This is a genomic window from Polaribacter sp. Hel1_33_96, from assembly GCF_002846595.1.
In the GTDB taxonomy this organism is placed as follows: Bacteria; Bacteroidota; Bacteroidia; order Flavobacteriales; family Flavobacteriaceae; genus Polaribacter.
Window position 1 is genome coordinate 1085878 of record NZ_PJMV01000001.1, and the last position, 21446, is coordinate 1107323.

Sequence of the window (21446 nt, forward strand, 5' to 3'; positions counted from 1 at the left end):
AAATGAGAATACTAAAAGGTTTAGTAATTATAACAGCAGTAGCATCAATGTCTTCATGTGGAAATTATAAAGCAGATGTTAAATCTTTAGAAACAGGATTAGATTCAGCGAGTTATGCTTTAGGAATGGATATGGCGATTAAAGTAAAGGCAAATTTGGAGGAATCCAGCACAGATTTATTTTTACAAGGCTATAGAAATGGAATGGATTCTACGAATTTATTAATGACGCCAAAAGATTTAAATATTTTTTTAAGAGACTTTTTCCAGAAGCAGCAAATTAAAAAAAGACAAGCAGCTCAAGAAAAAGCAGCGAAGGATGCAGAATCAAAATTTGCAGATGTTAAAAAAGCAAGTGAAGAATTCTTAGCAATCAATAAAACGAAAGAAGGTGTTATTACTACAGCGAGTGGTTTACAATATAAAGTATTAAAAGAAGGAAAGGGAGAAAACCCTATAGCTACCTCAAAACTTAAAATTCATTATCATGGAACTTTAATAGATGGCACCGTTTTTGACAGTTCTGTTGATAAGAAACAACCTTATGATTCTAATGCAAATCAGTTTATCAAAGGGTTTACAGAAGGATTATTATTAATGAATAAAGGCGCTAAGTACAAGTTATTTATTCCTCAAGAATTGGCTTATGGAGCAACACCAAGACCAGGAATAATTAAGCCGTTTGCAGCGATTGTTTTTGAAGTAGAGCTATTGGATATAATTAAAAAATAAATGAAAATATATATTTACAGCTTTATAATTGTAATCCTTGTAGTTGGTTGTACACCAGCTAAATATAATGGTCTAAAGGAAGGTCTTTATGCAGAAATACAAACCAATAAAGGTGATGTTTTGTTGGAGTTATATGCAGAAGATGCCCCAATGACTGTTGCCAATTTTGTGTCCTTAGCAGAAGGAACCAATACTAAAGTTACGGATTCTATACAAGGAAAAAAATACTTTGACGGTATTCGTTTTCATAGAGTTGTTAATAATTTTATAATTCAAGGAGGAGATCCAACAGAAACAGGAAGAGGAACTGCTGGTTATAGATTTGGCGATGAATTTACCAAGGATGTAAACGGGAAATTATTGCACATTCATGGTGATGCAGGAATGTTATCTATGGCAAATGGAGGTCCAGAAAGTAATGGAAGTCAGTTTTTTATTACACACAGAGCAATACCGCATTTAGATGGTAAGCATACTGTTTTTGGTAAAACGGTTATTAACATTTTGCAATTAAATGCTTTAAAACTACAAATTAAAGATTCTTTAAAACTTAAGAAATCTATAGACTCTCTTCGGATGTCTGTTGTAAACAGTATTCAACAATTTGACACCATTAATACTGTAAAAATAATTAGATTAGGCGCTAGAGCTAATGCTTTTAAAGCTGCTGAAGTTTTTGACAATGAGTTCATTAGATATGCTGAAGGTAAAAAAGAAAGAAATAAGAAAGCGAAAGATGCAGATGAAGAACGTTTTTCGAAATACTTAGAAAATAGAACGACTTTTTTAGCGAAAATGAATGAATCAAAAGCAATTAAAACAGCTTCTGGTTTGCGAATTTTAAAGTTAACAAGCAATCCGTCAGGAAAAAAAGTAGTGACAAATAAACCTATAAAAGCTCACTTTACATTGTACATTGCCGATGGTACAAAAATTCAATCTACTCTAGATTCAGGAAATCCATTTGTATTTCAGTTAGATGATGCAGAAAAACCGATGATTACTGGTTTTAAAGAAGGCGCTGCTACTTTAAGAGTAGGCGAAAAAGCAAGGTTGTTTATACCATATTATATAGGTTTTGGAGAGGCTAAATATGGACCTTTTCCTGCAAAATCTGATTTAGTTTTTGAAGTAGAAATATTAGAAATTGGTGAATAATTTATTTGACTCCATTATACAAAAAGACAAAGAATTACTTGTTTTCTTAAATAACTTAGGAAGTGAACAATGGGATTCATTTTGGTTGCTAATTACCAACCAATTTAATTGGACGCCATTGTTCCTTTTAATTTTTTATCTGGTTATAAAATCTTTTGGTTGGAAAAAAGGAGGTTTTGTTATTCTAGCATTGATTGTATTAGTTGCTTTTTCTGATCAATTTGTGAACCTAATCAAGAATTCCACAGCAAGATTAAGACCTAATAATGATCCCGAAATACAGCATTTATTAAGTATATTAAAAAGGCCTCAAAGTTTTAGTTTTATTTCTGGTCATGCAACAACATCCACTTTTTTCTCAGTATTTGTCATCTTTTTATTAAGAGAAAAATACAAATTTATTTATTTAATTTTATTTTTTCCATTAATTTTTGCGTACAGTAGATTGTATTTAGGCGTGCATTTCCCTATTGATATTTCTTTAGGAATAGTAACAGGTATTTTGCTAGCAAATATGTATTTTTTCCTTTTTAAGAAAGTTGAAAAAAAACTTTTTGTTTAACTTTTTATTATTGAAAGTATAAATACGCTGTAAAAAAAAGTAACCGTAAAATAACCAAATTTTATCTTTTTAGAAATAGTAGATTGATTTTTTTTAAACTTAAAATGGATAATTTTCAATTAAAAAAATAAAGAAATTATTCTTTTTCCAGAACTAATGCATCCATAAAGTTTTCAAACTCATTTTTGAACTCATTATATTTTTTTCCTGTTGCAGGTCCATTAAAACCCGTATGAATTTTTCTTACTTTTCCATTTTTATCAATGAAAATAGTGGTAGGATAAGAAATTAAATGATTTAGCATGGGTAATGTTTTTTCTGCTATTTTTTTATCAGCCGAATTTCCATATTGCGCTAATAAAACAGGATATTCAATACCTATTCTTTCTTTTAATCGTTTGATTCTTTTAAATGCAATTTCTCTAGTTTTTGCAACTTCAAAAGCCAAAGCAATAACTTCAATGTTAGTATTTGGGTTTTCTCGTAAATAATTGACCAAAAATTTACTTTCGTCTAAACAATTTGGACACCAAGTTCCCATAATTTGTATGATAACTGGTTTCTGTTGGAATTTAGTATCACTTAAAGAAACAATTCTTCCTCTTGTATCTGGAAAAGAAAAATCAAAATCTTCATATCCCTCTTTTATAAAGGTCAAATTGTCTGCTTTTGGTAATTCATAAGTATTATTTAATTTGGCTTCAAAAGGTTCTTTCCAATGATTTCCAGAATAGAAAAAACCATTCATTGTAGAATCTGTAACTTTTGCAGTAAATAAAAAAGCATGCGCACCATCAAAAGTGGAAAGTTTTAAAGAATCACCATATACAAGACCTTCTAAATATCTGTAATCTCCGGTAGTGGTTCTAAAAGTTCCGGTTACAAGATTTCCATTTTGATTAAAAATTCCTTTAGCAATATATTTCTCATCAGCAGAGTTCTCATTGAAGACCGTTTCCCAGTTTCCGCTAATGTTTTTTGTAGATTCTTTTTTTGATGAAAAACGCACATTATTTTTAGTCGCTTCAAAAGGAACAATTCTGTCTAAACTGGTTTTTATAAAACTTCCTTTTAAAAAGTTGTCTTCAATTTTTGCAATAATGTATCCTTCAAAAACAGGTGTTTGTATTCTTACAGAATCGTTACTATAGGTAATTTCATCAACTAAAATAGTTTCATCAGCATTAAAAATTGCAAGTAAAGAATCATTTTTTACTTCAAAAATAAAAGGGAGTTCTTGATTGTCTTGTATCTTTAAAACAGCTCTATAGGTTCCTTTTTGTAATGTTTTCTTAGTTTGCTTTGTACAAGAAATTAGAAATATAATGCTTAAAAATATATAGGATAATTTTCTCATTTTTAAATTTAGTTGTGAGAACTAAAGTAAATAATTTTAAATAAAAAAGCCTTATCAAAATTGATAAGGCCTTTCATTATTTTAAAATAAAGAACTATTTTTTGATAAGTTTTTTAGTCATTTTCTCTTCTCCGTCATTAATTTCAATTACATAAATTCCTTTTCTTAAAGATTTTACATCAATTGTATTTTTTAATAAAGTTCCTTTTTTAACAACTTGACCTAATGTATTGCTAATTTTAAAAGTAATGTTTTCTGAATCTGTATTTTGTAATTTAATATGTACAAAACTTCCAGTTGTAGGGTTCGGATAGATTTTAAAATCTGCTTCAAAATTATTAAATTCATCGGTATTTAGACTTTTTAGAAAAGTTGTCGATTTAGAATGTTTAACGCTAGATTTTGCTGAAAAAGAACCCGTTTTTCCAGTAACAATAACTTGATCTATATATATATGATCTGCATTTCCACTGGCATCATTTTGAAATCTAATCTGTGCATTATTGGCAAACACATTCTCATTTTTATTTAAAGTAACTGTTGCTGAATAAAAGTTGTTGTTTTCAAAATCAGTTCCTCTAGCATAAGTTGCAACTGTGGTCCAAGAATTTCCATTATAATATCGCAGCCAGAAATCTTCATTATTTTCCATGCTATAAGAATAAAAATGGAACTCAACTTCAACAGTGTCGAAAGAAGATAAGTCATATATTTGTGATGTCATTGCAGAAACTGAACCAGAATTATCACGTATTCTTATCGAATAAGTTCCTTCAAAAGAGCGTGATCCAGCATATCTGTATGCGTCACTTCCTCCATCAATCCAATTATCCCAACCAGATTCAAAATAAGATTCTGATAAAATTGTTGAGGTATTTGTAGGTTGTGCTAGGGTAGTAACAGTAACAGGGTTGCTAGTTGTTGAATTTCCTGCGGCATCCTTTGCAACTACAGAGAAACTATAAGTAGTGTTTTCAGTTAAACCACTAATAGAAAAATTATTAATAGAAATAGAGCCAATAAAAGAATTTCCATTTAAAATATCATAACTTATAACACCTACATTATCTGTTGAAGAGGACCAAGTTAAATCTAAAGTGGTTTGTGTAATATTTAAAACTGATAAATTAACTGGAGCAGAAGGAGCAGTTAAATCTATAGTGTTAACATTAACGCTATCACTCGAAGAAGATACGTTTCCGGCCTCATCTTTTGCTGTAATTGTAAAGTTATACGAAGTTACTGCAGATAAACCAGTAACATTAAAATTAGTAGATACTGCGCTTCCAATTATATTTGTACCATTGTAAATATCATAACCAGTTACGGCGGTATCATCTGTGGATGCAGACCATGATAAATATACACTAGTTTCAGTAATATTTGAAGTCACTAAATTAGAGGGAATAGAAGGAGCTGAAGTGTCTGGTATAACACCACCATCAATAAAGTGGTTTCCGAGTCCGCTAAAAATATCCTTTGCTAAAGAATTCCATTCAGAAATTATATAAGTTACATTAGGGCTAGTTATTGATGATTTTCTTTGTAAAGTCACATCTTGTGCAAACACAGAACTACTTAATTCATCACCTATTAAATCAATTAAAATTCCATTTTTAAACAATCCAATAGCATCATTTCCATTAAAACTTAAAACAGTTTCATTTGTAATATTAGCAACATTTAAAATAATAGCATTTGCATTAGTATTTGCAATAACATAGACTTGTTCATTGGCTAAATTTCCATCTAAATTTAAAACACTAGAAAAAGAACCAGAACCATTTGTCGCTTTTCTGAGAGAGTAAGAAGATAAGTCAACAGCATTACCCGTAAAGTTTGCAATCTCAATAGCTTTATTGTTGGAAGACCCTTCTACATATTCAGAAATTAATAATTCAGTCGTTGTTCCATTTATAGGAGCAGATTCTGTAGTTACATTTAATATATTACTAGCATTAGAAATATTTCCTGCATCATCTTTTGCTGTTACCAAAAAATTATAGGAAGTTCCAGATGTCAATTCAGAAACAGTATAGTTTGTTCCAGGAATTGATGCAATAATTGTGCTGTTTTGATAAATATCATAACCTGTTACAGCAACATTGTCAGTAGAAGCAGCCCAACTTAAGTCAGCTGTAGTTTGTGTAATATTAGATGAAGTTAAATTAGTTGGTGCAGTTGGCGCTGTAGTATCAGGAACTGGCAATGTGGTTATAAAAACAGTGTTACTAGCTGATGAAACATTAGCCGCTGCATCAAACGCGGTTATAGAAAAACTGTAGGCAGTATTGTCTGCTAAACCAGAAACAGTGTACGTTGTATTTGTTACAGTTGTTATTTTTACTCCATTTTGATAAACATCATAACCTGTGACTGCTGTGTCATCTGTAGCGGCCGACCAATTTAAATCTACCATATTTTGTAAAATATTTGAAGCAACTAGGTTTGCAGGAGAACTTGGAGCTTCAGTATCTGAAGTTGTTCCTCCATCTATCGAATGATTTCCTAAACCATTAAAAGTATCTGTTGAAAAAGAATTCCATTCAGTTGCAGAATAAGAGTTATTAGGACTTGTAACCGATGATTTTCTTTGCAGCGTAACATTTTGGGCAAAGTTACTGCTGTTTGAAGCATCACCTATTAAATCAATTAATACATCATTTTTAAATAAGCCCATGGCGTCATTTCCGTTAAAAGACATAACACCATTATTTGTTAAATTAGCTACATTTAAAATTGTTGCGGTTGCGCTAGAATGGGCAATAACATATACTTGTCCGTTTGCTAAATTACCAGTTAAAGTTAAAGTACTAGAAAAAGTACCACCTCCATTTGTTGCTTTTTTAATAGAATATGCTGCTAAATCTACTGTTACACCCGTGAAGTTTGCAATTTCAATAGCTTTGTTATTCGAAGAGCCTTCTATATATTCAGAAATTAATAACTCCGTGGCTGTTCCGCTTCCCGTTTCATTAGAAGTAGTTGTTATAGATACTGCGTTGCTAATAGAGGAAACATTGGCAGCTGCATCAAATGCTTTTACATAAAAAGAGTATGAAGTTCCAGCCATTAAATTTGAAACAGTAAAGTTGGTATTGAGTGTTGTGCTAACTTGGGTTGTTCCATTAAAAATAGCATAACCAGTAACTGCTGTATTATCTGTTGATGCCGTCCAAGTTAAATCTACAGAACTTTGCGTTGCATTCGATGCTATTAAATTTGTTGGAGCGGTAGGTGATTCAGTATCTCCATTAGGAGGATTACCAAATAAATCTTCAGCTTGTGGTCCACCCCAAATTTGAGTTGCAAATGCAGGATTATCTATAAAAGGATTTCTATTACCTTGAATTCCTTCTAAAATTGGGTTACGTTGTTTTTCGAAGTTAGAAACAGGGTCTTCTGTATTCCATTCTAAAAATAAATTTAACATGTTTACATCAGAAGTAGCAGTTGAACCTATGGCCACGCCTGTTGGCAAGCATTGGTCTCCATATCTTAAGTAAGTATACATCATCATACGGGCAACGTCACCTTTCCATTCGTCTCCAGGGTACCATCCACCAGAAACATCGCCTGCATTACCAGAGCCATCTGCAAATTTTTTGCTACTTCTCTGTCCGTTAAATGTAATATCTGCGGCACGTAAATGGTGTACATCAGCTCCTGGACCAGAAGTTCCTAAATTTGGAGTTCCTAAAGATTTTGGGTAGGTATGCTCTCTGTTCCATTGTGTTCCAGAAGTTCCTCCATTTAAATTTTTATCTCTTGTTCTATCTGTGACATAGTTTCCATCAATATCGCTATACCCATATATTAATAAGACTTTTGTGTTATCGTTTGGGTCTAAATCCGTTTGCTTTAAGGCATCCCAAACACCTGGCGTGTATGATAAGTTAGTAGTATGTGTGGTAATAATTTTAATAGCTAAAGCATCTTTTAATGCGGTACTAGTTTGATTTAAATTAACATCATTATAATAATTTGGAATTTGAGAAAATGCTGAGCATGATATGATCAATGCGCAAAAAAGTAATAATTTTTTCATTTGATAAGTATTTAGGGGTTAAAAATTGATAATATTGCAAATTAAGAGAAATAAGAAATGTTAAAGCTTTCCAACATAGTTAGTTATAAACTAGATATTAACATTTAACTTTTAAGGAAAAAAATAGATAAAAATTGGTTAATTTAGCGCTTGAAAATTTGAAAGAAAAAAAATGAAAATATCATACAATTGGTTACAACAATTTTTACAGATTAACTGGGAAACTTCTAAAACAGGTGAGTTGTTGACTGATTTGGGCTTAGAAGTTGAAGGTATAGAGATAAAAGAATCCATCAAGGGAAGTTTAAAAGGGATTGTTGTTGGTAAAGTTTTAACTTGTATTCAGCATCCAAATGCAGATAGATTAAAGATTACTACTGTTGATTTAGGAGATGGGAAGCCTGTTCAAATCGTTTGTGGGGCTCCTAATGTTGCTGCCGGTCAAAAGGTGCCTGTAGCTACAATTGGTGCAGTTTTGTATGATGAAAAAGGGGAAGGTTTTAAAATAAAAAAAGGAAAAATTAGAGGGGAAGAAAGCAATGGAATGATTTGTGCCGAAGATGAATTAGGTCTTGGTAAAGATCATGATGGAATTCTAGTTTTAGATAAAAAAATAAAACCAGGAACATCGGCTGCGGAAGTTTTTAAAATCGAAACAGATTATGTGTTTGAAATTGGTTTAACACCAAATAGATCTGATGCTATGAGTCATTATGGAGTGGCACGAGATTTAAGAGCAGGATTAATTCAAAAAGATATTAAGTTAGAATTCATATCTCCTTCTGTAAGTAATTTTCATGTTGATGAGAGAACGTTGCGTTTTGATGTAGAAATTGAAGATAAAGAATTAGTGCCTCGTTATTGTGGAATTGTAATTACGGATATTACTGTTAAAGAATCTCCTGAATGGATTCAGAATCGTTTAAAAGCCATAGGAATACAACCAAAAAATAATATTGTAGACATTACAAATTATGTATTACATGAGTTAGGACAACCTTTACATGCTTTTGATGCTCAAAAAGTTAAAGGAAATAAAATTATTGTAAAAAAATTAAAAGAAGGCACAAAGTTTACAACTTTAGATGAAGTAGAAAGAAAGCTTTCTGCAGAAGATATTATGATTTGTGATGCAGATTCTAATCCGCTTTGTATTGGTGGTGTTTTTGGTGGTTTAAAATCAGGCGTTACAGAAAATACAACTTCAATATTTTTAGAAAGTGCTTATTTTAATCCTGTTTCTATAAGAAAAACGGCAAAAAGACACGCTTTAAATACGGATGCTTCTTTCCGTTTTGAAAGAGGAATTGATATTAGTATGACAGAGTATGCTTTGAAAAGAGCAGCTTTACTCATTGAAGAATATGCTGGTGGAAAACTAGCTTCTGACGTATCAGATTTTTACCCAGTAAAAGTTGAAGATTTTCAAGTATTTTTCTCTTATGAGAGTGCTTACAGGTTAATTGGACAAGAGATTCCAAAAGAAACGATAAAGAATATTTTAGCATCTTTAGAAATTAAAATTAGCAGTGAAACTGAAGGTGGATTGGGATTAACAATTCCTTCTTACAGGGCAGATGTTCAGCGTGAAGCTGATATTGTTGAAGAGATTTTACGTGTCTATGGTTATAATAATATTGAGTTTTCTCATAAATTAAATACTTCAATTTCTTTTGATTCTAATAAAGAAATCAAGATAGAAAACGTTGTTGCTAATCAATTAAGTTCTCTAGGATTCAATGAGACAATGGCGAATTCCTTAACAAAAGCAAGCTATACAGAGTTGTCAGAAAATATTAATAATGAAGCTAATGTTATAATGTTAAATCCATTAAGTAGTGATTTAGGCGTTATGCGCCAATCGCTATTATTTAGTGGTTTAGAGTCGGTTTCTTATAATTTAAATAGAAAAAATAATTCATTAAAATTTTATGAATTTGGTAAAACATATCATAAATATAATGACAAGTATCAAGAAGATAAACACCTAACACTTTTTGTAACCGGAAAAAGAACAAAAGAATCGTGGAATACACTTACTTCAACTTCTGATTTCTTCTACGTAAAAGGAGTTTTAACTTCAGTTCTAGATAGATTAGGAATTCAGAACTTAAAAACTACTCCTACTAAAAATGATATTTTTTCTGAAGGAATTACGTTGAGTTTGGGGAAAATAAAATTAGTGGATTTTGGAGTAGTAAAACGTTCAATTTTAAAAGAATTTGGAATTAAACAAGAAGTTTTATTTGCAGATTTTAATTGGGAAAATGTTTTAAAGTTATCTAGTAAGAAAAATATTAAAGTTTCTGATTTATCTAAATTTCCTTCTGTAAAAAGAGATTTAGCATTATTAATTGATAACAAAACTGAATTTAAGGAAGTATATAATTTAGCTTTTCAATCAGAAAGAAAGTTATTAAAAGATGTAGATTTGTTTGACGTGTATGAAGGTGATAAATTACCTGAAGGTAAAAAATCCTATGCCGTTGGTTTTGTTTTACAAGATGAAACTAAAACGTTAGAAGAAAAGCAAATAGATAAAATAATGCAAAAATTACAGCAAAGTTTCGAGAAGAATTTAGATGCTGTTTTAAGATAAAATTTTAAGCTCCTATTTTGGAGCTTTTTTTATATTTGATAAATTATGTACAAACTTATTATTAGACCTTTTTTCTTTCTTTTTGATCCAGAAAAAATTCATTATTTTACTTTTTCCTTAATAAAATTAGTGTCTAAAATTCCTTTAGTTTCAAATATATTTAGAGCTATTTACCAAGTAAATGATAAAAAATTAGAACGTACTTTATTTGGATTAACCTTTAAAAATCCTGTGGGTTTAGCCGCTGGTTTTGATAAAAATGCTGTCTTATATAACGAATTAGCTAATTTTGGTTTTGGATTTATAGAAATTGGTACGGTAACTCCTAAAGGCCAAGCTGGAAATCCGAAGAAAAGGTTATTTCGTTTAAAAGATGATCAAGGGATCATTAACAGAATGGGGTTTAATAATGACGGTTTGCGAAGTGCTATTCACCAATTAAAGAAGAACAAAGGCAAAGTTATTATCGGCGGGAATATTGGTAAAAACACACAAACATTACCCGAGAATTATACAGAAGATTATAAAGAATGTTTTAAAGGATTGCATCCGTATGTAGATTATTTTGTGCTAAATGTGAGTTGTCCAAATGTAGGAAGTCACGCAAAACTTAATGACAAAGATTACTTATTAGAGTTAATTTCTGAATGTCAGAAACTAAATAATCAAGAAGAAAAACAAAAACCAATTTTGTTAAAAATTGCTCCGGATTTAAATAATGAACAATTAGATGAAATTATAGAATTAGTTGCAGAGACGAAGATTGATGGGGTGATCGCCTCTAATACATCTACCACAAGAGATAATTTAAAAGTGTCTAAAAAACGTTTGCAAGAAATTGGTAATGGAGGTGTAAGTGGCCAGCCAATTAAAAATCAGAGTACAAAAGTGATTAAATACTTGGCAGATAATTCCAATAAATCATTTCCTATTATTGGAGTAGGAGGTATTCATTCAGAAAAAGATGCATTAGAAAAAATAAATGCAGGTGCTGATTTAGTACAAATTTATACTGGATTTATTTATGAAGGACCAAGTTTGGTGAAAAGAATCAACAAGGCTATTTTGAAAGACTTATAGATATTAAACCGAAGAATAAAGAGGGACCTTATTTTTAAGAAATGGCAGTTCTGTTTGTAATGAAAGAATATATAATTTTATTTTAATGTTAGAAACCCTTTTATCTTTTGTTTTAGCAACAGTAATTTTATCTCTCTCACCTGGGCCAGATAATATTTTTGTACTCACGCAAAGTATCGTTAACGGAAAAAAGTTTGGTTTAGCGACTGTTTTTGGCCTAATTTCAGGATGTTTAGTCCACACCACTTTATTAGCTTTTGGAGTATCAGCCATTATAAAACAATCGGAGAATCTATTTTTTACAATTAAATTATTTGGAGCAATTTATTTACTATACTTGGCTTTTAAAGTGTATCAATCAGATGCCTCTATTATTTTAGTAAAAGGTAATGTCGAAAATAAAACGACCGCACAATTATTTAAACAAGGATTTATAATGAATGTGTTAAACCCAAAAGTTTCTATTTTCTTTTTAGCTTTTTTTCCAGGTTTTTTATTTTCGGATAGTATCTCTACTGTTATTCAATTTTATATTTTAGGCCTAATTTTCATGTTAGTTTCACTCATTATATTTTCTACAATAGCAATTTTGGCAAGCGTAATAGCAGAAAAAATAAAGGAAAACAAAAACATAGCACTTTATCTAAAATGGACTCAAATTGTAGTTTTTGTATTAATTGCCGTATTTATTTTAGTTTAAGTTCTTTCTCAAATTAATCAATCCAAAAATTGGCCCAATTGCTAAAATTGAAAATATTAAATTAGAATTAGTCGCATTTAGGACACTGCTTATAATTTGTATGCTAATAATAGTAATTGTAAAACCAATACAATTTACAATGGTTAATGCAGTTCCTTTATCTTTTGATGGTGCATTTTGAGCAACTAGTGTTGAAAATAGGGGCGAATCTGCGATTACGACCATTCCCCAAAAAAGCAAGAAAGTAATAAAGATATTTTTATTTGATAGTTGAAACATAAATGGAGAAGCAAGACAACACAAACAAGAGAATAAAAGAAAACCTAAAGCAGTTTTTTTTATGTCGAATTTCTGAGAAATATATCCTCCTAATACACAAGATATACTACCAGCGGCAATAATTAAAAAAGATAAAACAGGAATATTAAGAATAATTTCAGAGTGTAATTTTTGGTATTTGATTAGTAAAACAGGAATAAACGCCCAAAAAGCATATAATTCCCACATATGTCCAAAATATCCAAAAGCGGCTTTTCTAAACTTTATATTTTTAAAAACTTTAAAGCAAATAGATATATCTAAAGTTTTACTTGCTTTACGATAAGGACCATTTTTCACAAAGAGTACCATTAATAAACCACCAAAAAATGCGAGCGAAGAAGTCGTAATTAAGACACTCTTCCAAGAAAAATTGTTTAAAACATCTTTTAATAGATGAGGTAAAGCTGTCCCTAAAACTAAAGCAGCAACTATATACCCCAGGGATTTTCCTAATCCTTTCTGATAATAATCTGTGGCTATTTTCATACCTACAGGATAAATTCCTGCCAAGAAAAAACCTGTAAAAAAACGTAAACTTATCAAACTAACTAAAGTCTGATTTTCAAATATAAACCCAAGATTAAAAAAAGCTCCTAAAATTGCACTAAAGAAAAATACTTTTGATGGTGAAAAACGATCGGCAATTGTGAATAAAGCAAATACGAGAGTACCTATTATAAATCCAAATTGAACAGAAGAAGTTAAGTATCCTAAGGCATTTTGTTTTAGGTTAAAGGTTTCTAAAAGATTGCTCATTACTCCATTTCCTGCAAACCATAGAGAAGTGCAGCAAAATTGTGAAATAACAATGATGGGTAATATAGTTTTTGACTTGCTCATTTATAAAGCGAATTTACCAAAAAGAGTTGCATAATCAATTGGTTTAATGAAACGCAAATACATAAAAATGCTGAATACATTAATAAAATTGTTAAAGATCATTTTCAGATGAATATTTTAAGTAAAATAGTAAAAGAAATAGTAGAGTACATTTCAATTTTTTTTTCACGAACTATTTTTATTAAACTAATATAGCTTTAAAAATGAAATTTCAATTGTATATTTGATTTCAATGAAAAAAGTCAAAATCATAGAATGTCCTAGAGATGCAATGCAAGGAATAAAATCTCATTTTATTTCTACTGAGAAAAAGGCATCATATATTAATTCTTTATTGAAAGTTGGCTTTGATACGATAGATTTTGGCAGTTTTGTTTCTCCAAAAGCGATACCTCAAATGAGAGATACAGCAGCCGTTTTAGAAAAGTTAGAGTTATCTAAAACGCAAAGTAAATTATTAGCAATTATTGCTAATGTTAGAGGGGCAAATGATGCAGTTCAATTTGAAGAAATAGATTATTTAGGATATCCTTTTTCGATCTCAGAAAATTTTCAAATGCGTAATACACATAAAACAATTGCTGAATCAATAGAAACTTTAGAACAGATTTTAGAGATTGCTGATAAATCAAAAAAGGAAGTTGTTGCTTATTTATCGATGGGTTTTGGAAATCCTTATGGAGACCCTTGGAATGTTGATATTGTTGGAAACTGGACTGAAAAGCTTTCTAAAATGGGTGTAAAAATTTTATCACTTTCAGATACAATTGGGAGTTCAACTCCAAAAGATATCACTTATTTATTTTCAAATTTAATTCCTAAATATCCAGAAATTGAATTTGGTGCACATTTACACACAACACCAGATGAATGGTTAGAAAAAGTAGCTTCAGCATTCAAGGCTGGTTGTAATCGTTTTGATGGCGCAATAAAAGGTTATGGAGGTTGCCCGATGGCAAAAGACGAGTTGACAGGTAATATGCCTACAGAAAAATTATTGAGTTATTTTAGAGCTGAAAATGTGGATACAAATATAAAGTCAATGAGTTTTGATACTGCTTACAATAAAGCTTTGGAGCTTTTTGTTTAAGTTCAAAGTGTATTTATAACTGTAAAACAGAAATCTAAAAAAAAAAAATAAAATGAAAATCACAAAATTAGCATGCTATATTTTATCAATTTCTCTTTTCTTTTCTTGTAAAAAAGATGATGGAAAAATTGATTTCACTTTCTTGCAAATTAATGATGTCTATGAAATTTCGCCAATCCAAGGTGGAGAATATGGAGGAATGGCACGAGTAGAAACAGTGCATAAAGGGTTATTAGAAGAAAATAAAAATACAATGTTGCTTTTAGCGGGCGATTTTTTAAACCCTTCCTTAATAGGAACCATAAAAGTTGATGGAGAAAGAGTTCGCGGAAAACAAATGATTGAAGTGCTAAACGCTATGAATATAGATTTAGTAGCTTTTGGAAATCATGAATTTGATGTATCACAAAAAGACTTGCAGCAACGCTTAAACGAAAGTAATTTCCCTTGGATTTCTGCCAATGTAAAACTAAAGACAAAAGAAAAATCGATTCCTTTTTATAAAGAAAAAGAAGAAAAAAAAATTCCTCTAAAAGAAACGTTTATTAAAGAATTTTCTGATGAAGATGGTACAAAAATAAAAGTAGGTTTTATAAGTGTTTGTATACCCTCAAATCCAAAAGATTATGTAGAATATGGCAATATGTTTGTAAAAGCAAGAGCTTCTTATACTGCCATTAAAGATTCAGTTGATGTTGTTTTTGGTTTAACACATGTTAAAATTACAAATGATAAAAGAATTGCAAAGTTAATTCCAGATTTACCTTTAATAATGGGAGGGCACGAACACACAAATTCATATAATAAAATTGGAAATGTAATCATTTCTAAGGCTGACGCCAATGCTAAGACAGCTTATATTCATAGAATTTCATTTGATAAAAAGACAAAAAAAACGATTGTAAAATCAGAATTAAAAGAAATAAATTCTTCAATTAAACCTGATGATAAAGTTGGTGAAGTTGTAACTAAATGGCAAAAAATATTAAAAATAAAAATTAAAGAACTTATTCCAAATCCAGAAGAAATAATCTATAAGGCAAAAACTCCTTTAGATGGTAGGGATACACCAATTAGAAGTGTTCAGACTAATTTAGGTCAAATTATAACAAAGGCTATGTCTTTTTCTTTTGATGATCAAGTTGATTGTGCGTTGGTAAATGGCGGTTCTATTAGAATTGATGATCAATTAGAAGGAGATATTAATGCAGTTGATGTTTTTAGAATTTTACCTTATGGAGGTGCTGTTTTAAAAGTAGAAATTAAAGGAAGATTATTAAAACGTGTTTTGGATTATGGTGTTTTAGCAGCGGGAACAGGAGCTTATTTGCAACGTTTTAATGCTCGAAAAATAGGAGAGAAGTGGATTATTCAGAACAAAGAGTTGAATAATAGAAAAACGTATACAGTTGCTTTTTCTGATTATTTGTTAAAAGGTTTTGATATTCCTTTTTTATCAATAGAAAATAAAGAAGTATTATCAGTATTTAAACCTGAAAAAAACGAATTGGCTTTTGATATTAGAAAAGCTGTTTTTGAATATCTAAGAAAACAGAAAAATTAATTTTTCTCTTACTGAACAGTTTTTTTTAAAAGATAATTTAAGTAATATTTTTTTCAATGGCATTAATTGTCACTTTATTAGCATCATCAATCTCCTATCGTGCTGGGAAAGCTTTCTTAATTGTTTCTATTGCCTTAAATACTGAAGCATCATCTGTTATAATTACTTTTATTTTTTAAGTAAAAAAAAAGCCTCACAAAATGTGAGGCTTTATATTGTGTTGAGGTAGATTATCTTTCTCTACGTCTTCTTCCAAAACCACCAGATTGTCTGTCTCCAGAATTTCTATCAGGTCTATCAGAAGAACGATTTTCTGATTTTCTTTTTCCCCTATCATCACTTCTACGTCTTCCAAATCCACCATCTTTATTACCAAAAGGTTTTTTACCACCTCTTCTTGAACCGCTTCCACCACCAGAACGTTCTTTTTTTGTAATTTCTACATTTACAGAGCGTCCATCAAAATCTGGTTGATTAGAAGAAAAAGCCTCTAAAGTCTTTTCTTGGAAGTTTTTATCGATTTCAAAGAAAGAAAATGTGTCTAAAATATCAATAGCACCAATTTCTATTTTATCACCAATATTTTGGTCGTTAATTAAGCCAATTAATTTAGCAGGATTTAAACTATCTTTTCTTCCTATATTGATGAAAAAACGAGTCATATTATCTGCCGTTGCTCTTGACCTAGAAGTTTCTTTTGATAAGTTATTTAAATCTTTAGCATTTTCATAATAAGCTAACATTGTATTAAACTCTAACGAAACAAATTTTTTGATTAATTCCTCTCTATCTAATCCTTCTAGTTTTTCATAAATACTTGGCAAAAACTCATTAATTTGAGTTTCGTTTACTTCGATATTTTGAACTTTATCAATTAAATTCATTAATTGATTTTGACAAATTTCTTTTCCAGAAGGAACTTTACCCTCTATAAATTTCTTTTGAATAATTTTTTCGATAGGACGTAATTTTCCTTTCTCTTTTCCATTTACTAAAACAATAGAGATTCCCTTATTACCAGCCCTACCTGTTCTACCACTTCTGTGTGTGTAGTTTTCTATTTGATCTGGTAATTTATGATTAATTACATGTGTTAATTCTGTTACATCTAATCCGCGAGCCGCAACATCTGTAGCTACTAATATTTGAATTGATTTTTTACGGAATTTTCCCATTACAGAATCTCTCTGTGCTTGAGATAGATCTCCATGCAAAGAATCTGCACTGTAGCCATCTTTAATTAAGTTGTCTGCAACTTCTTGAGTTTCTCTACGAGTTCTACAAAAAATAATTGCGTAGATGTCAGGGTTTAAATCTGCAATTCTTTTTAAAGCAGGGTATCGTGTTCTTTCTGTTACTGCATAATATTCATGACTTACATTTTCAGATCCTGCATTCTTTTGACCAGAAGTAATTTCGACTGGTTTGGTCATGTAATTTCTTGCTATAGCTTCAACTTCTCTTGGGAAAGTTGCAGAAAACAACAAGGTTTGCTTAGTGTCTGGAGTTGCTTCTAGTACTTTATCTAATTCATCTTTGAATCCCATATTTAACATTTCATCAGCTTCGTCTAAGACTAACCATTGAACGTTTCCTAATTTTAATGCTCTTCTGTTAATTAAATCTACTGTTCTACCAGGAGTTCCAACAACAATTTGAGAGCCTCTTTTTAAAGATCTAATTTGATCTTCCATACTAGATCCTCCATAGACAGTTGTTACTTTAACGTCTTTTAAGTATTTACAAAAATCTTTAATATTATTACCAATTTGAACGGCTAGTTCTCTTGTTGGTGATAAAATAATTGCTTGCACATTACCGTTAGAAGCATCTAAAAGTTCTAATATTGGTAAGCTAAAAGCGGCAGTTTTACCTGTACCTGTTTGTGCAAATGCTTTTAAATCGTCTGTAGATGAAATAATTTGTGGTATTGCTTTTTCTTGAATAACAGTTGGTTTTTCGTAACCTAAATCTGTTAATGCTTTAACTATAGGTTCTTTTAAACCTAATTCTAAAAATGTTGACATTTCTGTGTTTTTTTGGATTCACAGAACGCCCTGCTGCAAACCCGATTATAAAATTCGACTTGGTTTTTAATGAGTTACACTCAAAAATAAAACCGTGCAAAAGTACTGTAAAATTAATAGATATTGGATTAAAACCCAATTAATTAATCTCATTCAGTAATTTAAGATATGGATTTATGTTATAAGAAGAGAATGAAGCATATCCATTTGTAACTTTTCCTAATTTATTCACTAAAATACATCGAGGCATTTTACTGGTTAAAAAAGTTTGAGCTTCACTATTTTCATCAAGGTAGAATTGATCTTTGATATCAAGTTCTTTTATTCTATCTGAATCATTTCCATCAATTTTTATTTGAATAAATTTTATGTTTGGATATGATGTTGATAAGTAATTAACTCTTGAAACAATATAGCTTTCAGAATAATATTCTGGATTCCAAAATAAAAGCATGGCACTTTTACCTTTAATAATATCTTTAATTGATTTTTTCGAATCTGAATAATCAATAACATCAAAATCTTGAATTTTTTGATTCTTAACTACAGCTTTAGCGTCATTGACTATTTTTTGAATAAGTTTTTTATCCTTTTCACTAGTGCTAAGTTCAAAAAATTTATTGAGTGGATCTTTATTTATGTTACAACTTGATTTATTATAAAAATGACTAATAAAAGTTTCTTTTAAAAGAGCATTTCTTGACTTTTCACTAACAATTTTTTTGTCAATTGTATTTAATAAATCAAACGTAAATTTTGCTGAATACGTATTTTTTACAGGAGGATGGCCTAAAGAATAAGTTTCGTTATATAAATAATTTTTAACATATCTATAATAAGGAGGATAATACATTAATAAATCCTTGTCAATTTTGATATTGTTTCTGAAGTTAAAAAAAGATTTATCTAATTCTGGAAAATTCCTAGTTTTCGAATATTTAGCATACATTATCGGGTATTTTTCAATTCTCGCCAGCAAAGGGTATGTAAGGGATATTTTTAAAACTTCACTAAAACCTTTTGTTTCATTCGGATGATTCTCTAAATAAGTAATGTAAGTTTTCAATTTTAAAACAAATAAAGAGTCCATTTTTTCTTTGAATTTTGTCGGCTCTAATTTATTTTGATTGTAAAATTTTTTTTTCTCTTTTTCATCCTCTAAAAAACAATCAATTAAAATGTTATTTCTTTCAGCACCTTCACCAGCAAAGACTAAAGATTCGTCAAAAGCCCAAGTATTTAGACGCAACATTAAGCTGTCTTTGGGCTCTAAGTATATATATTGACTTTCATTTCCATGAAAAAAAGAATACAAACCTTCATCGATACTATCTAATTTCCCAATAAATCTATTCGTTTTATCCAAGTAAAAAGTGTCAATGGCTTTGTCCATTGAAAAAAGAACAACATGGTTAGATTTTGGATTGATAATTTTACCACCAAAATAAGTTGCTCTTTTATTATTTTCTGATTTACAGCTAATTAAACCGATTAAGAGTAAAATTTGTAAAAAAGTTATAACTTTATTTATCATATTATTGGTCTAGGAGAACCTGGTTACAAATTTAAGTATTCAAGGGAATGACAGTTGTTAATACGTTGTTAAAAATATTCTAAAGTAAATACCTATTAACTATGTTTTTTTATAAAAACCATTAAAAATCAGGTGGGAAAAGAGAAATCAATTTACTACTTTTGCAGAAATTTAAAATAATATTATGTTATCAGTTTCTAATTTATCTGTTCAGTTCGGTAAACGCATTTTGTTTGACGAAGTTAATACGAAGTTTCAGCAAGGAAATTGTTACGGAATTATTGGTGCAAATGGTGCAGGAAAATCTACTTTTTTAAAGATTATTTCTGGTGTTCAAGAACCAACTTCTGGTCAAGTTCATTTAGAGAAAGGGAAAAGAATGTCTGTTTTAACTCAAGATCATTATGCTTTTGATGAGTACCCTGTCTTAGAGACTGTTGTTATGGGTAACAAAGAGTTATTTAAAATTAAAAAGCAAATTGATGATTTATATGCTGATTATACAGATGAAAACGCAGAAAAGATTGGTGAGCTTCAAATAATTTTTGAAGAAATGAATGGTTGGAATGCAGATTCTGATGCTGCTGCCATGTTATCTAATTTAGGTATTTCTGAAGATGTACATTATACGCTCATGAGAGATTTAGATGGTAAACAAAAAGTTCGTGTATTAATTGCACAAGCACTTTTTGGAAATCCAGATGTTTTAATCATGGATGAACCTACTAATGATTTAGATTTTGAAACAATTGCTTGGTTAGAAAACTTTATTGCAAATTTTGATAATTGTGTTATTGTAGTTTCACATGATAGACACTTTTTAGATGCAGTTTGTACACATATTTCTGATATTGATTTCGGTAAAATAAATAATTATTCTGGGAATTATACCTTCTGGTATGAATCTAGCCAGCTGGCTTCAAGACAAAGAGCGCAACAGAATAAAAAGGCAGAAGAGAAAAAGAAGGAGTTAGAAGAATTTATTCGACGATTTTCTGCAAACATGGCAAAGTCAAAACAAGCAACTTCTCGTAAAAAAATGATAGAGAAATTAAATGTTGATGAAATTAAACCTTCAAGTAGACGTTACCCAGCTATTATATTTGACAGAGATAGGGAGGCTGGAGATCAGATTTTGAATGTAGAAGGTTTATCTAAGGAATTTGAAGGAGAAAAGCTTTTTGATGATGTACATATCAATCTAAATAGAGGGGATAAAATTGCAGTTATTTCAAAAAATTCAAGAGCAGTTACTGCGTTTTATCAGATTATTACTGCTAATGAAAAGCAAGATGCTGGTGAGTTTTCATGGGGTATTACTACAACACAGTCTTATTTACCTCTAGATAATTCTTCTTTTTTCCAAGATGGAGAATTGAATTTAGTTGATTGGTTGAGGCAATACGCACAAACTGAAGAAGAGCGTGAAGAAGTTTTCTTAAGAGGATTTTTAGGGAAAATGATTTTTTCTGGTGAAGAGGCTTTAAAGAAAAGTAATGTGCTTTCTGGAGGAGAAAAAGTGCGTTGTATGTTATCTAGGATGATGATGAAAAGAGCCAATATTTTAGTGCTAGATGAACCAACAAATCACTTAGATTTAGAATCGATTCAAGCCTTAAACAATTCGTTAATCAATTTTAAGGGAACAGTTTTGTTTACAACGCATGATCATGAGTTTGCGCAAACTGTAGCGAATAGAGTTATAGAATTAACGCCAAAAGGTGTTATCGACAGACACACTTCTTTTGATGAATATTTGTCAGATCCAAAAATTAAAGAATTACGTGAAAAAATGTACTAATAAAACAGAGTAACATTTTTTACGAATTACTGAT

The 21446-nt window shown here is 30.2% G+C and carries 15 protein-coding genes; 10 read left to right on the top strand and 5 right to left on the bottom strand.

Annotated elements, in window-relative coordinates; genetic code table 11:
* Positions 1-2 precede the first annotated feature (2 nt).
* The 3 genes from ATE90_RS04840 to ATE90_RS04850 are packed head-to-tail and all read left to right on the top strand — an operon-like array spanning position 3 to position 2451.
* The gene (locus ATE90_RS04840; RefSeq protein WP_036786691.1) at positions 3-731 is read left to right on the top strand and encodes an FKBP-type peptidyl-prolyl cis-trans isomerase; all 729 of its coding nucleotides are present in this window, start codon (positions 3-5) and stop codon (positions 729-731) included.
* Positions 732-1889 carry a peptidylprolyl isomerase gene (locus ATE90_RS04845; RefSeq protein ID WP_036786689.1) on the top strand — a complete coding sequence of 386 codons (1158 nt, stop codon included), beginning with the start codon at positions 732-734 and terminating at the stop codon, positions 1887-1889.
* The gene (locus ATE90_RS04850; protein ID WP_036786687.1) at positions 1882-2451 is read left to right on the top strand and encodes a phosphatase PAP2 family protein; all 570 of its coding nucleotides are present in this window, start codon (positions 1882-1884) and stop codon (positions 2449-2451) included. The genes ATE90_RS04845 and ATE90_RS04850 overlap by 8 nt, the downstream gene beginning before the upstream one ends.
* Before the next feature lie 136 nt (positions 2452-2587).
* On the opposite strand, the gene ATE90_RS04855 is transcribed toward ATE90_RS04850, so the two are convergent.
* Positions 2588-3808 (bottom strand): peroxiredoxin family protein, encoded by a 1221-nt coding sequence (locus tag ATE90_RS04855; protein WP_036786686.1) that lies wholly within the window; start codon positions 3806-3808, stop codon positions 2588-2590.
* A 94-nt stretch (positions 3809-3902) separates the two neighbouring features.
* Positions 3903-7856 (bottom strand): fibronectin type III domain-containing protein, encoded by a 3954-nt coding sequence (locus ATE90_RS04860; protein ID WP_052107550.1) that lies wholly within the window; start codon positions 7854-7856, stop codon positions 3903-3905.
* 172 nt (positions 7857-8028) lie between these two features.
* On the opposite strand from ATE90_RS04860, the gene pheT reads away from it, so the two are divergent.
* The 3 genes from pheT to ATE90_RS04875 all read left to right on the top strand — a co-directional run bounded on the left by pheT (position 8029) and on the right by ATE90_RS04875 (position 12235).
* Positions 8029-10455 (top strand): phenylalanine--tRNA ligase subunit beta, encoded by a 2427-nt coding sequence (gene pheT / locus ATE90_RS04865; protein WP_036786684.1) that lies wholly within the window; start codon positions 8029-8031, stop codon positions 10453-10455.
* Positions 10456-10500: 45 nt separating this feature from the next.
* Complete coding sequence (locus ATE90_RS04870; protein WP_036786682.1) at positions 10501-11535, top strand: quinone-dependent dihydroorotate dehydrogenase; 1035 nt, start codon at positions 10501-10503, stop codon at positions 11533-11535.
* Positions 11536-11620: 85 nt separating this feature from the next.
* Positions 11621-12235, top strand: coding sequence for a LysE family translocator (locus tag ATE90_RS04875; RefSeq protein WP_036786680.1), 615 nt, complete (start codon positions 11621-11623; stop codon positions 12233-12235).
* Here ATE90_RS04875 and ATE90_RS04880 read toward each other — a convergent pair.
* Positions 12227-13396: an MFS transporter gene (locus ATE90_RS04880; protein ID WP_036786678.1), complete on the bottom strand. Its 1170-nt coding sequence runs from the start codon at positions 13394-13396 to the stop codon at positions 12227-12229. The two genes, ATE90_RS04875 and ATE90_RS04880, sit on opposite strands and share 9 nt — an antisense overlap.
* Positions 13397-13628: 232 nt before the next feature.
* On the opposite strand from ATE90_RS04880, the gene ATE90_RS04885 reads away from it, so the two are divergent.
* From ATE90_RS04885 to ATE90_RS13780, 3 genes are read left to right on the top strand one after another with little or no spacing between them, the layout of a single operon-like run.
* The gene (locus tag ATE90_RS04885; RefSeq protein ID WP_036786676.1) at positions 13629-14486 is read left to right on the top strand and encodes a hydroxymethylglutaryl-CoA lyase; all 858 of its coding nucleotides are present in this window, start codon (positions 13629-13631) and stop codon (positions 14484-14486) included.
* Positions 14487-14538: 52 nt separating this feature from the next.
* On the top strand, positions 14539-16050 hold the full coding sequence (locus ATE90_RS04890) for a bifunctional metallophosphatase/5'-nucleotidase (RefSeq protein ID WP_036786674.1): 1512 nt from the start codon (positions 14539-14541) through the stop codon (positions 16048-16050).
* Positions 16051-16106: 56 nt separating this feature from the next.
* Complete coding sequence (locus ATE90_RS13780) at positions 16107-16229, top strand: hypothetical protein (protein WP_297798698.1); 123 nt, start codon at positions 16107-16109, stop codon at positions 16227-16229.
* A gap of 51 nt (positions 16230-16280) precedes the next feature.
* Here ATE90_RS13780 and ATE90_RS04895 read toward each other — a convergent pair whose 3' ends face one another.
* Both ATE90_RS04895 and ATE90_RS04900 read right to left on the bottom strand, forming a co-directional pair.
* Positions 16281-18077, bottom strand: a complete 1797-nt coding sequence (locus ATE90_RS04895) for a DEAD/DEAH box helicase (protein WP_036786672.1) — start codon at positions 18075-18077, stop codon at positions 16281-16283.
* A 139-nt stretch (positions 18078-18216) separates the two neighbouring features.
* On the bottom strand, positions 18217-19611 hold the full coding sequence (locus ATE90_RS04900) for a hypothetical protein (protein ID WP_036786670.1): 1395 nt from the start codon (positions 19609-19611) through the stop codon (positions 18217-18219).
* Between the two features lie 184 nt (positions 19612-19795).
* On the opposite strand from ATE90_RS04900, the gene ATE90_RS04905 reads away from it, so the two are divergent.
* On the top strand, positions 19796-21412 hold the full coding sequence (locus ATE90_RS04905) for an ABC-F family ATP-binding cassette domain-containing protein (RefSeq protein WP_101450973.1): 1617 nt from the start codon (positions 19796-19798) through the stop codon (positions 21410-21412).
* Positions 21413-21446: the final 34 nt, after the last annotated feature.

Bases quoted from the DNA above. Each gene is read 5' to 3' on its own strand.
- ATE90_RS04870 (WP_036786682.1), top strand. From the start codon at position 10,501: ATGTACAAACTTATTATTAGACCTTTTTTCTTTCTTTTTGATCCAGAA.
- ATE90_RS04880 (WP_036786678.1), bottom strand. From the start codon at position 13,396: ATGAGCAAGTCAAAAACTATATTACCCATCATTGTTATTTCACAATTT.
- ATE90_RS04845 (WP_036786689.1), top strand. From the start codon at position 732: ATGAAAATATATATTTACAGCTTTATAATTGTAATCCTTGTAGTTGGT.
- ATE90_RS04855 (WP_036786686.1), bottom strand. From the start codon at position 3,808: ATGAGAAAATTATCCTATATATTTTTAAGCATTATATTTCTAATTTCT.
- pheT (WP_036786684.1), top strand. From the start codon at position 8,029: ATGAAAATATCATACAATTGGTTACAACAATTTTTACAGATTAACTGG.
- ATE90_RS04900 (WP_036786670.1), bottom strand. From the start codon at position 19,611: ATGATAAATAAAGTTATAACTTTTTTACAAATTTTACTCTTAATCGGT.
- ATE90_RS04885 (WP_036786676.1), top strand. From the start codon at position 13,629: ATGAAAAAAGTCAAAATCATAGAATGTCCTAGAGATGCAATGCAAGGA.
- ATE90_RS04905 (WP_101450973.1), top strand. From the start codon at position 19,796: ATGTTATCAGTTTCTAATTTATCTGTTCAGTTCGGTAAACGCATTTTG.
- ATE90_RS04890 (WP_036786674.1), top strand. From the start codon at position 14,539: ATGAAAATCACAAAATTAGCATGCTATATTTTATCAATTTCTCTTTTC.
- ATE90_RS04875 (WP_036786680.1), top strand. From the start codon at position 11,621: ATGTTAGAAACCCTTTTATCTTTTGTTTTAGCAACAGTAATTTTATCT.
- ATE90_RS04895 (WP_036786672.1), bottom strand. From the start codon at position 18,077: ATGTCAACATTTTTAGAATTAGGTTTAAAAGAACCTATAGTTAAAGCA.
- ATE90_RS04840 (WP_036786691.1), top strand. From the start codon at position 3: ATGAGAATACTAAAAGGTTTAGTAATTATAACAGCAGTAGCATCAATG.
- ATE90_RS04860 (WP_052107550.1), bottom strand. From the start codon at position 7,856: ATGAAAAAATTATTACTTTTTTGCGCATTGATCATATCATGCTCAGCA.
- ATE90_RS13780 (WP_297798698.1), top strand. From the start codon at position 16,107: ATGGCATTAATTGTCACTTTATTAGCATCATCAATCTCCTATCGTGCT.